Source organism: uncultured Pseudomonas sp., assembly GCF_943846705.1.
GTDB lineage: Bacteria > Pseudomonadota > Gammaproteobacteria > Pseudomonadales > Pseudomonadaceae > Aquipseudomonas.
This window is the reverse complement of sequence record NZ_OX044366.1, coordinates 2,016,640-2,031,023: the sequence shown is the minus strand read 5'-3', so window position 1 is coordinate 2,031,023 and position 14,384 is coordinate 2,016,640. Positions and strand designations below refer to the sequence as shown.

The window sequence follows — 14,384 nt, the reverse complement described above, 5'->3', positions numbered from 1 at the left end:
CACACTGAAGGTTATATCTCCAATGGACATGCAAGCCCGCATTCGCCAACATTTCCAAGCCAGCATTGAAACCAAGCAACAGGCTATGGAAGTGCTCATCCCCTTTATCGAGCAAGGCAGCCAGGCCATGGTCCAGGCATTGCTCAGCGAGGGCAAAATCCTCACCTGCGGCAACGGCGGCTCGGCCGGCGATGCCCAGCATTTCTCCTCAGAGCTGCTCAACCGCTTTGAGCGCGAGCGCCCCAGCTTGCCGGCTATCGCCCTGACCACCGACAGCTCGACTATCACCTCGATTGCCAACGACTACAGCTACAACGAGATATTTTCCAAGCAGATTCGCGCCCTCGGTCAACCCGGCGACGTACTACTGGCGATCTCCACCAGCGGCAACTCGGCTAACGTGATTCAGGCCATCCAGGCTGCCCACGACCGCGAAATGACCGTGGTAGCCCTTACTGGCCGCGACGGCGGCGGCATGGCCTCATTGTTACTGCCTGAGGACGTAGAGATCCGCGTCCCCGCCAAAGTCACCGCACGCATTCAGGAAGTCCACCTACTGGCCATCCACTGCCTGTGCGACCTGATTGATTGCCAACTGTTTGGGAGTGAAGAATGACCCGTTCACCACTACTGCTTGCCGGCCTGGCACTGACCCTCGCCTTAGCTGGCTGCGGCAATCGCAGCGTCGGCAACAAGATCGACGACCAGTTTATCGCCCCGGAAGTAAGCGCCAACGTAGCCCGTGCGCATATCGACCTGACCAGCCCGACCTCACACATCGTGGTCACCAGCTACAACGGTGTGGTGCTATTGGCCGGACAGACTCCGCGCAACGACCTGAAAGGCATGGCCGAACAAGCCGCACGCAGGGTCAATAATGTCAGCAAGGTGCACAACGAGCTGCAGGTGCTCAAGCCAACCTCATTACTGGTACGCAGTAACGACTCACTCCTGACCAGCCGCATCAAGACCCAGATGCTTGCCGACAGCAGCGTCCCCGGCTCACGTATCAAGGTAATCACCGAGAACGGCGTCGTGTTTATGCTCGGCCTGGTTTCCAAAGCCGAAGCTGTCCACGCCACCAACCTGGTGCAGAGCGTGTCAGGGGTGCAAAAAGTGGTGAAGCTGTTCCAGTACACCAACTGATAGCGACACACCCACGACAGATAATAAAAAGGCGATCCTAGGATCGCCTTTTTATTTACTTGACCACTTTCAGACTCGGCCGACCACTTGGGCGTGGCGGCTCATCATCCGGCGGACCCTGGTCGTCCGGATCGTCGATTTCGCCACCATCGAGCATCGACGACTCAGAATCAAAGACCATACCCTGACCATTCTCCCGCGCATAAATCGCCAATACGGCAGCTGCAGGCACATATAAGCTTTGCGGAACCCCAGCAAAGCGCCCCTCAAAGCTCACCGCCTCGTTATCCATATGCAGATGACGCACGGCAGTGGGCGAAACATTCAGGACAATTTGCCCATCACTGGCAAAGCCGCTCGGCACTTGCACACCGGCAAACTCGGCATTCACCAGCAAATGCGGCGTGCAGTCGTTGTCCACGATCCATTCATAGAGGGCACGCACCAGATAAGGACGACTCGACTTCATCATTACCTCCTCGGTTTAACGCATATCGCGTTCGGCAGGCGACAGACTGGCCTGGAACGCTTCACGAGCAAACTGACGATCCATGTAGTCAAGCAGCGGCTTGGCCGGCTTTGGCAGCTCGATGCCTAACACAGGCAAGCGCCAAAGAATCGGCAACAGGCAGCAGTCCACCAGGCTCAGCTCCTCACTGAGGAAGTACGCCTTGTCGGCAAACAGCGGCGACACGCCCGTCAGGCTTTCACGCAACTCCTTGCGCGCCAGCGCACGGGCCGGCTCTTTACTGCGCGGATCAAGAATCAGATCCACCTGAGCGCACCAGTCACGCTGAATGCGATGAATCAGCAGACGGCTATTGGCCCTAGCCACCGGGTACACCGGCAACAGCGGCGGATGCGGGTAACGCTCATCCAGGTACTCCATCACCACTGTCGACTCATACAGAGCCAAGTCACGGTCCACCAGTGTAGGCAAGCTAGCGTAGGGATTAACCTCCAGCAACCCGGCCGGGTAACGACCCTTTTCGACACTAATGATCTCGGCGCTGACACCCTTCTCGGCGAGCACGATACGTACACGGTGGGAATAGTGATCGGCGGGGTCAGAGTAACAGGCCAACCTATTGGCTACGGCCATGACGTCTCTCCTCGCTTATTAAAGTTATGTAAAGCAGAAAAACCTGCGCGCCCAAAGGGGCGCGCAGGTCAACAGCGGAGATGCTACGGATTAATGCACGTCCTTCCAGTACTCGCGCTTAAGCAAATAAGCGAACACGAAGAAGAAGGCAAGATACAGCAGAACGTAGGTACCGATACGCTGACTTTTCAACTTAACCGGGTTGGCCGAGTAAGCGAGGAAGGCCACCAAGTTCTGGACCTTCTCATCGAACTCCTCAGTGCTCAACTGGCCGGTCTTAGGCTCAACAGTCAACTGATCACAGGCCTCATGGGTAATCGGCGTGCCGGTCAGCGGATCGAACAGCTTCTTGCCATCCTCAACCACTTGCACCTGCTTGCAACCGATGTACTGACGGCCCTGTAACCCAACCAACACGTTCGGCATACCGACGTTCGGGAACACCTTGTTGTTGGCACCCAGCGGACGCGTGGTGTCTTCATAGAAGGTACGCAGGTAGGTGTACAACCAGTCGTTACCACGCACACGGGCAACCAGCGTCAGATCAGGCGGCGCCGCACCGAACCAGGCTTTGGCATCGGATGGCTGCATGCCAATTTTCATGTGCTCGCCAATCTTCGCGCCAGTGAACACCAGGTTATCCAGCATGACTTCATGCGGAATACCCAGATCATCAGCAACACGCTCATAACGCTGATACTGCGCCGAGTGGCAGCCCATGCAGTAGTTGGCGAACGTACGCGCACCATCCTGCAAAGCAGCTTTGTCGGTGAGATCAATATCCACTTTATCCAGCGGATAGTTACCTGCAGCGCCCAAGGCCAAGGCCGGCATTGCGACGATTACGAGTGCAGCAAATAGCTTCTTCATCAGCCAGTCACCCTTTCCGGAACCGGTTTGGTCTTCTCGAGTTTGGTATAGAACGGCATCAGGATGAAATACGCGAAGTACAGGAAGGTACATACCTGCGACAGCAGCGTACGGCCTGGCGTTGGCGACAACACACCCAACACGCCGAGAATCACGAAGGACACACAGAAGATCAGCAACCAGACCTTGCTCATCCAGCCCTTGTAACGCATCGACTTGACTGGACTACGGTCCAGCCACGGCAGCACGAACAGCACGGCAATAGCGCCGCCCATGGCAATTACACCCAGCAGCTTGTCCGGCACCGCGCGCAGAATCGCGTAGAACGGCGTGAAGTACCAAACTGGAGCGATGTGTTCAGGCGTCTTGAACGGGTTGGCCGCTTCAAAGTTCGGCTTCTCGAGGAAATAACCACCCATTTCCGGGAAGAAGAAGATCACGAAGCAGAAGATAAACAGGAACACCACGACACCGACGATATCTTTCACGGTGTAGTAAGGGTGGAAGGCGATGCCGTCGAGCGGAATGCCGTTCTCGTCCTTGTTCTTCTTGATGTCGACGCCGTCCGGGTTGTTCGAGCCGACTTCGTGCAGCGCCAGAATGTGCAGCACTACCAGACCCAGAATCACGATGGGCAGCGCCACAACGTGCAAGGCGAAGAAGCGGTTCAGGGTAATACCCGAGATCAGGTAGTCACCACGGATCCACTGCGTCAGGTCCGCACCGATCACCGGAATGGCACCGAACAGCGAGATGATCACCTGGGCGCCCCAATAGGACATTTGCCCCCATGGCAGCAGATAGCCCATAAAGGCTTCAGCCATCAGCATCAGATAGATCAACATGCCGAAGATCCACACCAGCTCACGCGGCTTCTGGTAGGAGCCATAGAGCAGACCGCGGAACATGTGCAGGTAGACCACCACGAAGAACGCCGAAGCGCCAGTGGAGTGCAGGTAGCGCAGGATCCAGCCGTACTCCACATCACGCATGATGTATTCGACCGAAGCAAACGCCTCTTCAGCCGACGGGGTGTAGCTCATGGTCAGCCAGACACCAGTCACAATCTGGTTAACCAGCACCAGCAGCGCCAGGGAGCCGAAGAAGTAGAAAAAGTTGAAGTTCTTTGGTGCGTAGTACTTGGACAGATGGTCTTCCCACATCTTGGTCGCGGGAAAGCGCGCATCAACCCATTCCATGAATTTACTCATCATGCTTGCTCCTGATCCACACCGATGATGATCACATCATCCGTCTCGTACGTGTGCGGCGGCACCGGCAGGTTCAAGGGCGCAGGCTGTCCCTTGTACACGCGACCAGCGAGGTCGTAGCGTGAGCCGTGGCAAGGGCAGAAGTAACCACCCACCCACTCAGCGCCGAGGTCAGCAGGAGCGACTTCCGGACGGAACGACGGCGCACAACCCAGGTGCGTGCACAAACCTACCAGTAACAGCAGCTCTGGCTTGATCGAGCGGGTTTTCGGATCGACATAGCTCGGTTGCTCGGATGCTTTGGAGTCGAAATCAGCAAGCTGGCCTTCGTGCTTTGCCAAGTTACTGAGGATCTCCTCGGTACGGCGCACGATAAACACCGGCTGCCCCCGCCATTCCGCCACCATCTGCTGGCCCGGCTCAATTTTGCTGACGTTCACCTTAACGGGTGCTCCGGCAGCTTTAGCCTTGGCGCTTGGGAACCAGGACCCTACGAACGGGACCGCGGCACCCACCGCTCCTGCAGCGCCCACCACAGAGGTGGCCGCTACCAGAAAGCGACGCCGGCCTGCATTCACGCCGTCATTGCTCATTCAGTCGTCTCCCATCAGCTTTATGGCCTGTTTGGTCAGGCCTATACTAGGTAAAAATCGATTCACGCAAAAAATTTGCCAAATGGTAAAGAAAAGCCCCTCTACTGACAAGGTAATAACCCGTACAGCACAGACGCAAGCCCTTACAAATCAGGCTATTCGCGGATGCGGCATGATGCCGCAGAGCAAATAATCACCCATAAAAAACGCCCAGCTCCGAAAGGAAGCTGGGCGTTTTTTTGAACGCAGGTAGCGAATTAACGCTTGGAGTACTGCGGACGCTTACGCGCTTTACGCAGACCAACCTTCTTACGTTCAACTTCACGGGCATCGCGAGTCACGAAGCCTGCTTTACGCAGAGCAGGACGCAGAGCCTCGTCGTAGTCCATCAGTGCACGAGTGATACCGTGGCGAATTGCGCCAGCCTGACCACTTACACCACCACCAACAACGGTGATGAACACATCAAACTTCTCGGTCATCTCAACCAGTTCCAGCGGCTGACGAACTACCATGCGGGCAGTTTCGCGACCGAAGAAACCGTCAAGAGTGCGGTTGTTGATGGAGATTTTGCCAGTACCAGCACGCAGAAAAACGCGAGCGGTTGCAGTCTTGCGACGGCCAGTGCCGTAATTTTGAGTCGCCGACATAATGAACTATTCCGTTAAAACTTCAGTTCTTGGGGCTGCTGAGCAGTATGGGGGTGAGCAGCGCCCGCATAGACTTTCAGCTTACGATACATGTCGCGACCCAGCGGATTCTTAGGCAGCATGCCTTTAACCGCGGTCTCGATCACGCGCTCAGGGGCTTTAGCGATCAACTTCTCGAAGTTGATCGACTTGATGCCGCCCGGGAAACCGGAGTGGGAGTAGTACATCTTGTCAGTGGTCTTGGCACCAGTAACACGAATCTGCTCAGCATTGATTACGACGATGTAGTCGCCGGTATCAACGTGCGGAGTGTATTCAGCCTTGTGCTTGCCACGTAGACGGCTCGCGATTTCGGTGGCCAGACGACCCAGGGTCTGACCAGCAGCGTCGACGACGAACCAGTCGCGCTTAACTGTTTCCGGTTTAGCAGTAAAAGTTTTCATTCTTTATAGCCTCAGGGGCCGCCCTGATAAATAAGACGGCGGATCTTACTGAATAGTGCGTACTTTGACAAGGTCAAAGGCAGCCGAAAACAGGCGCTATCGGGGGCTCGGGTCAGCGCGTCCGTAATACGGCAAGATTCTTCGGCAAGCGGCGCATCACTTCCACTGCAGAAAGAGGTGCGCAATTATGCAGATTGCGCGGAAAATATCAACCTCAATCAGCCAATCCGTTTTCTCAAGGAGCTTGCAATGGATTACCGCCAACTCGGCCGCAGCGACATCAAGGTCAGCAGCCTGTGCCTCGGCACCATGACCTGGGGCGAACAGAACAGCACCAGCGAGGGCTTCGCCCAGATTGAACGAGCCAAGGCCTACGGAATAAATTTTATCGACACCGCCGAGATGTACCCGGTACCGCCACGCGCTGAAACCTACAGCAAGACCGAGCAGATCATTGGTGACTACTTCAAGCAGCGCGGCGATCGTGCTGACTGGGTACTGGCGAGCAAGATTGCCGGCCCCGGCAACAGCATCAGCCATATCCGCGACGGCCAGCTGAAGCACAACCGGGCGCACATCGTGGCCGCCCTGGATGCCAGCCTCAAGCGTTTGCAAACCGACTGGATCGACCTGTATCAGCTGCACTGGCCAGAACGCCCGACCAACTATTTCGGTCAACTCGGCTACCGCCACCAGGACAGCGAGTTCACCCCACTGGAGGAAACCCTCGAAGCCCTCGATGAGCAGGTCAGGGCTGGCAAAATCCGCCACATCGGCCTGTCCAACGAAACCCCCTGGGGCACCATGAAATTCTTGCAGCTGGCTGAAGAGCGCGGCTGGCCACGCAGCGCTTCAATCCAAAACCCCTACAACCTGCTCAATCGCAGTTTCGAGGTGGGCCTCGCCGAAATCGCCATCCACGAGCAATGCGGCTTACTGGCTTATTCACCACTGGCCTTTGGCATGCTCAGCGGCAAATATGCAAACGGCGCACGCCCGGCCAATGCACGCATTAGCCTGTTCAGCCGCTTTACCCGCTACACCAACCCAGAGTCGGAGGCAGCCTGCGCCCGCTACGTCGCCCTGGCACACGAACATGGCCTGGACCCCGCACAAATGGCCTTGGCTTTTGTGACAGCACAGCCGTTCGTTACCAGCAACATCATCGGTGCCACCAGCCTGGAGCAACTGGACAGCAACCTCGCCAGCAGCGAGCTAAAACTCTCAGCCGAAGTACTGGCCGGTATCGAGGCCATCCACACAGCTCAGCCCAACCCTGCCCCATAAGCGCAACCCTCAACATAAAAAGCCCGGCAGTTGCCGGGCTTTTTATGTGCAGCATGTCGATCACAGTGAGCGGGCGATGATCTCTTTCATAATCTCGTTGGTGCCGGCATAGATGCGCTGCACCCGAGCATCCGCCCAGGCCCGCGCCACCGGGTACTCCCACATATAGCCGTAACCACCGTGCAGCTGCACGCATTCATCAAGCACCTTGCATTGCAGGTCAGTGCCCCAGTACTTGAGCATGGCCGCGGTCGGCACATCCAGTTTGCCCTGCAGGTGCAACTCCAGACAGCGGTCGACAAATACCCGACCGACCTGAATTTCCGTGGCCATTTCCGCCAGTTTGAAACGGGTGTTCTGGAAGTCCGCCACCGCTTTACCGAATGCTTTGCGCTCGCGGGTGTACTCCAGCGTCCATTGCAGCGCCGCTTCCGCCGAGGACAACGCGCCGATACCGACGGTCAAGCGCTCTTGCGGTAACTCCTGCATCAGGTAGGCGAAGCCCATACCGGCCTGGCCCAAGAGGTTTTCCTTGGGCACGCGCACATCCTGGAAGAACAACTCAGAGGTGTCCTGCGCCTTCATACCGACCTTCTCCAGGCGCTTGCCCTTGGAGAAGCCCGGCGTGCTGGCTTCCACCAGAAACAGGCTGGTGCCCTTGGCGCCGGCTTTCGGGTCGGTTTTGGCCACCACAATCACCAGATCAGCGAGAAAGCCGTTGGTGATAAAGGTCTTCGAGCCGTTAATCACGTACTCATCACCGTCCAGCACCGCAGTGGTTTTAACCCCTTGCAGATCAGACCCGGCACCCGGCTCGGTCATGGCGATGGCCGTGACCATCTCGCCAGACACCAGCTTGGGTAGGTACTTGTGCTTCAGCGCCTCAGAACCGTAATGCAGGATGTAGGGCGCGACGATATCCGAGTGCAACGAAAAACCAATACCGGTCAGCCCAAGGCGCCCGACCTCTTCGATCACCACGGTGCTGTAGAGAAAGTCCGCCGACATGCCGCCGTATTCTTCCGGGATATGCGAGCAGAGCATGCCGGCCTCCCCCGCCTTGTTCCACAGCGCGCGCTCAATGTGGCCATCCTTCTCCCATTGTGCATGGAAAGGCACGGCTTCCTGCTCAAGAAATTTGCGCACGCTGTTGCGAAACTGTTCGTGCTCAGAGCTGAAAATCGTTCTCGGGATCATGGCAGCACCTACTAGCTGAGTCGTTTTAAAAGTGATCCTGACTTTAGCCAAGCAAACGCTTGGTCACACTGGACACAAGCGCCAATAAATAAGACGATCCAGCCAGCCCATGACCACTTAGCCTTTATAAGAACAATATTTATGTCCAGCCCATCACCTCTGCAGCGCGTCAGTATTCTTGCCACCGAAGGCGTATTCGCCTCGACACTGATGCAAGCCAAAGACTTCTTCCACATGGCCAGCCTGCGCTACGGCAAACAACAAGGCCTGGGCCTGACCCCGGCATTCGAGATCCACTTGGTCAGCCCGGACGGCTTACCGGTACGCAGTTTCAGCGGCGTGCTGATCCCGGTTGATGGCGCCTTGAACAACGCTGACGTCATCATTCTCCCGGCCTTCTGGGACGACTTCGACGCCCTCTGCCAGCGTCACCCACAGGTACTCAGCTGGCTGAAGCAGCGCCACGCGGCAGGCAGTGTGATTTGCGGCGAAGCCACCGGGGTGTTCTGGATGGCCCAAGCCGGCCTGCTCGACGGCAAAGAAGCGACCACCTACTGGCGCTTCTTCAATGAGTTCGCCGAGCGTTTCCCCAAGGTCTTACTGAACCAGGAAAAGCACCTGTCAGACGCCGACAACCTATATTGCGCAGGCGGCACCACCTCGGTCTGCGACCTGTACATCTACCTGATTGAGCGCTTCTGTGGGGCCAGCGTGGCTCAGGGCGTGGCCCGCGACATTCTCTATGAAGTGCAACGCAACTACGCGCCCGGCCGGATCGGCTTTGGCGGGCAGAAGCTGCACCACGACATGACCATTTTGCAGATCCAGCAATGGCTGGAAGATCACTTCGCCGACAAGTTTCGCTTCGAAGATGTGGCCCGCGAACACGGCATGAGCATTCGCAACTTTATGCGCCGTTTCCAAACCGCCACGGGCGACAAACCCCTGCACTACCTGCAGCGCCTGCGCATCGAAACCGCCAAAGGCCTGCTCAGCGCCACCCGCAAAAGCATCAAGACCATCAGCTACGAAGTGGGTTACGACGACGCCAGCTTCTTCGCCCGGCTGTTCCGTCAGCACACTGAGCTGTCACCTAACCAGTACCGCCGGCAGTTCCAGCACAAAGACAGCCACGCTTAAGCATCAGCCCGAAATACCGCCAGCACAGGCGCTCAAGCAGTTCAGTGATCACTTGCAGCTGAGCTGCAAGCGGCAGCGCTGGATAGTCGACCGATGCAGTGCAGGATCGTTAGCGCCCCATCAACGCGAAAGGCTGCCCACAGGCAGCCTTTCTATTTACCGAGCAGCCCAGTCAGGACTTGTCGCGTTCCAGCGGCTCAAGCTGCGCCCACAACGCCTGCGCCTCTTCGCTCAGCGTGGCGTAGCTGCGGATATCGCCATTGCGCTGCGCCTGCATGGCCTCTTCTAATTTAGCGCTGTATTGCTTACGCAGCTTCTTCGCGGGATCGTTGTTAAACCAACCGAACATGCTCTGGATGCCTCTATCGAGAAAAGACGCTGGGATAAGCGCACTGCAAGCTTAATTCAGTCGCGTGCGGCGCTTGGCGAACAGATGTAACAAGGTACTAAGACTGCGCGTCACCCCAACGCGTGGTCACGGACCTTCTGCAATGCCAGTGACATTTTCGCTGCCGGCACCCGCTGCAGGTTGCACAGCAGCTCATGCGATACCTCGGCGATACCGTGACGCTCGCGCAGCAGCGCCGCCATAAAGCAGGTCAGATTGGCCGCCATTTCCGCATCAGCCAGGGCCCGGTGCGCCTTACCGGTATCCGGCAAACCGGCCCAGCGGTTGAGGTTACCCAGCTTGTGGCTAGGCGCCAGCGGCAGTAAACGCCGCGACAGCAGTAAAGAGCAGGCAAACGGCTGCACACGCTGACGGCGGATCAGCGCCAACTCGGCGTCCCAGAATTTCTGATCAAAGCTGGCGTTGTGAGCCAGCAGCGGGCGCTCGCCGACAAACTCTGCCACCTCCTGCATCACCTGTGCAGCGGGCGGAGCCGTGCGCAACATGGCGTTGCTGATGCCCGTGAGCTGCTCAATAAACGGCGGTACCCAGGCCCCGCTGTTCATCAGGCTTTGGTAGCGGGCAACAATCTGCCCGCCTTCAACTATCACCACGCCAATTTCTGTGGCACGAGCCTGCTGGGCCGGCGACATACCGGTGGTTTCGAAGTCGAGGACGGCAATGGAATCTGCAAGCATTGATCAGTTTCTCAGCAACAGGCTGCCTTCAATCGGCACGTAGCGGCTGGCAGCGCGCACCAGCGATTGCGCAGTCAGCCCCGGCACGCCGTAGGCAATGGCTTCGACGCCATGGCTGCTACGGATTTTCTCCAACAGCAGATCGAAGTCGCCGTCACCGGAGGCCAGTACCACCTCATCGACACGCGGCGCCGCATCCATGATGTCGATGGTGATGCCCACGTCCCAGTCGCCTTTGGCCGAGCCATCGCTGCGCTGGATATAGGGCTTGAGTTTGACGGTAAAGCCGAGGTTACGCAGGATCTGCTGAAACTGCTGCTGCTTGTGGTCACCGCGATCGATGGCATAGGCGTAGGCTTCAACAATCTGTCCATGCTGGCTGATATCAGCCCACAGCGCGGCGTAGTTGAAGTGGCAGCCATAGGCCTGGCGCACGGTGTAATAGAGGTTCTGTACATCGGCGAATACGGCGATCTTCTTCACCGGCAATCCTCATGGCGGGGCAATAAGCGTCGGGCAGTATGCCAGAAGGCGACAGCTTGCCGCGCCGGCATCAATTGGTGCTCCCGGAGCAATCAGCTAGAGTGGCGGCTGTCCATCAACGCGCCCTTGCCATGAATATGCTCGCTGTACTGCGTGACGCCAGCTACTTCTTCACTCACAACCTGGCGGCGATTGCCCGCCTGTGTTTGCCGCTGATCGTGCTCGAAGGCCTGTTACTGCAACAGGTCAGTGCCCAGGTGCCTGGCGAGTCGGCCACCCTCTGGCGCTTACTCGCCGGCCTGCTGTTTTACCCGCTGTACAGCGCTGCGCTGATTTTGTTTCTCGATGCGCGCAGCCAGGGCCAGCACCCAAGCGCGCGCAACCTGCTCGCCGCAAGTTTACGCCTGTGGCCCAGTTTTGCCCTGTTGGCGGGGCTCAACACCCTGGCAGTTCTGCTCGGTGCATCGTTATTCGTGCTGCCAGGGCTATGGCTGATGGTCAAATTGGCGTTCGCCGAATACCTGCTGGTATTGCGCGGCCTGAGCCCGCTGAAGGCACTGCATAAGAGCTTCGAGATGAGCAGCGGTTACTTTTGGCCCATGCTCGGCTGCATCCTGATTGTCATGCTGCCGCTGTGGCTGCTCGATGGCTGGAGCCAATCCAGCAGCACCATCGCCGACAACCCACTGGCCAGCCTGCTGCTGGACTGCACCAGCCGTTTTCTCCAACTGTTTTCCAGCGTCGTGCTGTTTCGCCTGTTTATGCTGCGTAGCAGCCAGGCCGACGGCGAGTAAGCGGCGAGTCCAGCAAGCTGGGACTTGAGCGATTCAAGTCAGGAGCGCCCCGCACGCTGTGGTTTCAGACCCGACAAGCGCGGTAATAGCACGCGCTCGAATACCCGCGGAAAGAACCGCGCCAGCACCCGCGCGCGCCAATCGACATTCGACAGTACCAACAACCGGCGACGCTTCAAGGCTGCATGATAGATCGCCTCGGCGACATCCTGCGGTGACGCTACCTTACCCATCGCCAGAGGCGGCTGCGCGGCTACCGAACCGTCGCCGATCAGGGCATTTTTGCGCAGGTCGGTGGCGGTGAAGCCCGGGCACACCAGCATCACATTGACCCCGGAGCCCTTCAGTTCATAACGCAGGGTTTCAAACAAACCATGCAGCGCATGTTTGCTGGCGTTGTAAGCGCTGCGGTAGAGCAACGGCGCAAAGCCTGACAGCGAGCTGAGCACGATGATCTGCCCGCCGCGGGCGATCAGGCTGGGCAGTGCGGCCTTGGTGCAGTGCAACGCACCAAAATAATTGACCGCCATAATCCGCTGAAACACCGCCAGCTCGGTGTCGGCAAAACTGCTGCGGTGGGTGACTCCGGCGTTATTGATCAGCACATCGATACCACCGAAACGCTCAACGGTCAGGGCCATTGCCTGCTCAACCGCCACTGCATCAGCCACATCGCAGAGCACGCCTAGCGCCTCGGCATTATGGTGATCGGCCAGGTGCTGCACCAAACTGTCGAGCGCCTGCTGCTGCAGGTCGAAAATCACCAAACGCGCGCCTGCCTGTGCCAAGCGAATGGCCAAGGCCCGGCCAATGCCGGCGCAGCCCCCCGTAATCAGCACAACCTTGCGATCGAATACCTTGTTGGCAAACACCTTGCGGTACATAACCTGCCCCCGACCTCGTCACTGCGAAAGCGTTACTACAACCTGTTATGACTGCCATCGCAACAGGGCGGTGTCTGCGTGTGTTTGCAGCCACAGAAGTACAGAGTCGCGTCCTCGTCGGCGTGGTATTTCAGCGGGGTAAAACCGCTGCCTTTATGCTGCCCATCACAGAATGGCTGCGTGGCGCTGCGCCCGCAGCGGCACCAGAAATAGTCGGTACCGGCAGTCACCGCCACCGCGTACGGGCTGCGCTGAGCAATCGTAGGGGTATTCATGCGACCTCCTGAAGCAACCGGGGTCATGTGTTGCAGCATCGTTACCGCCACGCATCTCCGGCATGCTCGCTCAGCATAGTTCACCCCTTAGCGACCTTGCTGATGCGGCTACTCACGCGCCGGTTTTTACCGGCCATGAGCTAAGCTTTGCTGTATTCAGCTAGACAACACTGCTGGCAGTTAGCCATGATCGCAGCATGTGACAGTTTTATAACGAAAAGACGGCTGATAGCCGCGGTACGTAGCCACTTGATGCCACGCTCTGTCTGCCTTGCGCTGCTCGCCGTGCTGTTTTGCGGGTCTAGCCACGCTGCCACCGCCAACGACATACGACCGCTGGTGCAGGTGGGCTATTACGAATTTCCGCCTTACTCCTACAGTGACAACCAGGACCGACCTCTGGGTACTATCCTCCAGCTGAGCAAACGTCTACTGGAGCACGCGGGCTACCGCGCCGAATTTCGTTCATACCCCAGCGCACGGTTATACAACGCCCTGCAGGACGGCAGCGTGCAGGTTTGGCCAGGGGCACCGGGGAAAGCGGAGCTACGCGAACACACCCTGGAGGCCCGCACCCAGCTAGGCGAGATTATCCTCAACCTGTATTTCCGCCGAGACACCCTGATGCCGCGCCTGCCTGAAGACCTCAAAGGCCGCGGGGTAATCATGATCAGCGGCTACACCTACTGGCAACCGATCAACCAGATGCTCAATGACCCACTGCTGGCAGTACAACAACACCGCACGGGCTCCCACACGGCAGCCCTGGAGATGCTCCAGCGCGGACGCGGTGACTTTCTCCTCGACTACTCCACGCCGATAGAGCAAGCGCGCAAGCACCTGGGCATGCCCGAACTGCCGTATATCCAGCTGCAACGCATCCCGCTGAAACTGATCGTTTCCAACCGTGCACCAGGAGCCGAAGCGCTGCGCGATGCACTGGACCGCGCCTACGAGGAGTTGCTGGCAGCCGGTATCGATATGCGTCTTCCCTAAGACAGAGCTGAATTCCATCCAGCGACTAGACTAACCACGGCACGGCATGGCACAGAGAAGGATCAATCTGATAATGCTTAACCCATATCTGCCGCACCGCATGGTTTGAGCACCAGTGCAGCTGCACTTGCAGCCAAAACCGGCGCCCAGCACTGACTAGTGCTTAATCGATAGCGTTTGAAATACCGGGTTGCATTAGACTGTTTAGCAATCAGCTTTAGGCCTCT

General features: G+C 57.9%; 19 protein-coding genes. 6 read left to right on the top strand and 13 right to left on the bottom strand.

What is annotated here, in order from left to right:
• The first annotated feature begins 22 nt into the window (after positions 1-22).
• Positions 23-616 (top strand): phosphoheptose isomerase, encoded by a 594-nt coding sequence (locus Q0V31_RS09480; RefSeq protein WP_090239877.1) that lies wholly within the window; start codon positions 23-25, stop codon positions 614-616.
• On the top strand, positions 613-1,146 hold the full coding sequence (locus Q0V31_RS09475; protein ID WP_298187312.1) for a BON domain-containing protein: 534 nt from the start codon (positions 613-615) through the stop codon (positions 1,144-1,146). Before Q0V31_RS09480 ends, Q0V31_RS09475 begins: the two co-directional genes overlap by 4 nt.
• A gap of 55 nt (positions 1,147-1,201) precedes the next feature.
• On the opposite strand, the gene Q0V31_RS09470 is transcribed toward Q0V31_RS09475, so the two are convergent.
• The 7 genes from Q0V31_RS09470 to rplM all read right to left on the bottom strand — a co-directional run bounded on the left by Q0V31_RS09470 (position 1,202) and on the right by rplM (position 6,015).
• Positions 1,202-1,615: a ClpXP protease specificity-enhancing factor gene (locus tag Q0V31_RS09470; protein WP_298187309.1), complete on the bottom strand. Its 414-nt coding sequence runs from the start codon at positions 1,613-1,615 to the stop codon at positions 1,202-1,204.
• 15 nt (positions 1,616-1,630) lie between these two features.
• Complete coding sequence (locus Q0V31_RS09465) at positions 1,631-2,248, bottom strand: glutathione S-transferase N-terminal domain-containing protein (protein ID WP_298187306.1); 618 nt, start codon at positions 2,246-2,248, stop codon at positions 1,631-1,633.
• A gap of 90 nt (positions 2,249-2,338) precedes the next feature.
• The gene (locus Q0V31_RS09460; RefSeq protein WP_298187303.1) at positions 2,339-3,118 is read right to left on the bottom strand and encodes a cytochrome c1; all 780 of its coding nucleotides are present in this window, start codon (positions 3,116-3,118) and stop codon (positions 2,339-2,341) included.
• A complete protein-coding gene (locus tag Q0V31_RS09455) occupies positions 3,118-4,329 on the bottom strand; it encodes a cytochrome bc complex cytochrome b subunit (protein ID WP_298191010.1) in 1,212 nt (403 codons plus the stop codon). The genes Q0V31_RS09460 and Q0V31_RS09455 overlap by 1 nt, the downstream gene beginning before the upstream one ends.
• On the bottom strand, positions 4,329-4,922 hold the full coding sequence (gene petA / locus Q0V31_RS09450) for a ubiquinol-cytochrome c reductase iron-sulfur subunit (RefSeq protein WP_298187301.1): 594 nt from the start codon (positions 4,920-4,922) through the stop codon (positions 4,329-4,331). Before petA ends, Q0V31_RS09455 begins: the two co-directional genes overlap by 1 nt.
• Before the next feature lie 257 nt (positions 4,923-5,179).
• Complete coding sequence (gene rpsI, locus Q0V31_RS09445) at positions 5,180-5,572, bottom strand: 30S ribosomal protein S9 (RefSeq protein WP_274087523.1); 393 nt, start codon at positions 5,570-5,572, stop codon at positions 5,180-5,182.
• Positions 5,573-5,586: 14 nt separating this feature from the next.
• A complete protein-coding gene (rplM, locus tag Q0V31_RS09440; protein WP_298187297.1) occupies positions 5,587-6,015 on the bottom strand; it encodes a 50S ribosomal protein L13 in 429 nt (142 codons plus the stop codon).
• Between the two features lie 249 nt (positions 6,016-6,264).
• Here rplM and Q0V31_RS09435 point away from each other — a divergent pair, with 249 nt between their 5' ends.
• Positions 6,265-7,302 carry an NADP(H)-dependent aldo-keto reductase gene (locus Q0V31_RS09435; RefSeq protein ID WP_298187294.1) on the top strand — a complete coding sequence of 346 codons (1,038 nt, stop codon included), beginning with the start codon at positions 6,265-6,267 and terminating at the stop codon, positions 7,300-7,302.
• 60 nt (positions 7,303-7,362) lie between these two features.
• Here Q0V31_RS09435 and Q0V31_RS09430 read toward each other — a convergent pair whose 3' ends face one another.
• On the bottom strand, positions 7,363-8,499 hold the full coding sequence (locus tag Q0V31_RS09430) for an acyl-CoA dehydrogenase family protein (protein WP_298187292.1): 1,137 nt from the start codon (positions 8,497-8,499) through the stop codon (positions 7,363-7,365).
• A 234-nt stretch (positions 8,500-8,733) separates the two neighbouring features.
• On the opposite strand from Q0V31_RS09430, the gene Q0V31_RS09425 reads away from it, so the two are divergent.
• On the top strand, positions 8,734-9,639 hold the full coding sequence (locus Q0V31_RS09425; RefSeq protein ID WP_298191008.1) for a GlxA family transcriptional regulator: 906 nt from the start codon (positions 8,734-8,736) through the stop codon (positions 9,637-9,639).
• Positions 9,640-9,811: 172 nt separating this feature from the next.
• On the opposite strand, the gene Q0V31_RS09420 is transcribed toward Q0V31_RS09425, so the two are convergent.
• The 3 genes from Q0V31_RS09420 to Q0V31_RS09410 form a co-directional block, all read right to left on the bottom strand.
• Positions 9,812-9,988 (bottom strand): DUF6435 family protein, encoded by a 177-nt coding sequence (locus Q0V31_RS09420; protein WP_298187289.1) that lies wholly within the window; start codon positions 9,986-9,988, stop codon positions 9,812-9,814.
• Positions 9,989-10,098: 110 nt separating this feature from the next.
• Complete coding sequence (locus Q0V31_RS09415; RefSeq protein WP_298187286.1) at positions 10,099-10,725, bottom strand: 3'-5' exonuclease; 627 nt, start codon at positions 10,723-10,725, stop codon at positions 10,099-10,101.
• A gap of 3 nt (positions 10,726-10,728) precedes the next feature.
• Positions 10,729-11,208 carry an NYN domain-containing protein gene (locus Q0V31_RS09410; RefSeq protein WP_298187283.1) on the bottom strand — a complete coding sequence of 160 codons (480 nt, stop codon included), beginning with the start codon at positions 11,206-11,208 and terminating at the stop codon, positions 10,729-10,731.
• A gap of 131 nt (positions 11,209-11,339) precedes the next feature.
• Between Q0V31_RS09410 and Q0V31_RS09405 the strand changes: the two genes are divergently transcribed.
• Positions 11,340-12,002, top strand: a complete 663-nt coding sequence (locus Q0V31_RS09405; RefSeq protein ID WP_298187282.1) for a YciC family protein — start codon at positions 11,340-11,342, stop codon at positions 12,000-12,002.
• A gap of 38 nt (positions 12,003-12,040) precedes the next feature.
• On the opposite strand, the gene Q0V31_RS09400 is transcribed toward Q0V31_RS09405, so the two are convergent.
• On the bottom strand, positions 12,041-12,886 hold the full coding sequence (locus Q0V31_RS09400; RefSeq protein ID WP_298187279.1) for an SDR family oxidoreductase: 846 nt from the start codon (positions 12,884-12,886) through the stop codon (positions 12,041-12,043).
• A 35-nt stretch (positions 12,887-12,921) separates the two neighbouring features.
• Entirely contained in the window at positions 12,922-13,161 is a 240-nt protein-coding gene (locus tag Q0V31_RS09395) for a CDGSH iron-sulfur domain-containing protein (RefSeq protein ID WP_298187276.1), read from the bottom strand.
• 252 nt (positions 13,162-13,413) lie between these two features.
• Between Q0V31_RS09395 and Q0V31_RS09390 the strand changes: the two genes are divergently transcribed.
• Positions 13,414-14,157, top strand: coding sequence for a transporter substrate-binding domain-containing protein (locus Q0V31_RS09390; RefSeq protein ID WP_298187273.1), 744 nt, complete (start codon positions 13,414-13,416; stop codon positions 14,155-14,157).
• Positions 14,158-14,384: the final 227 nt, after the last annotated feature.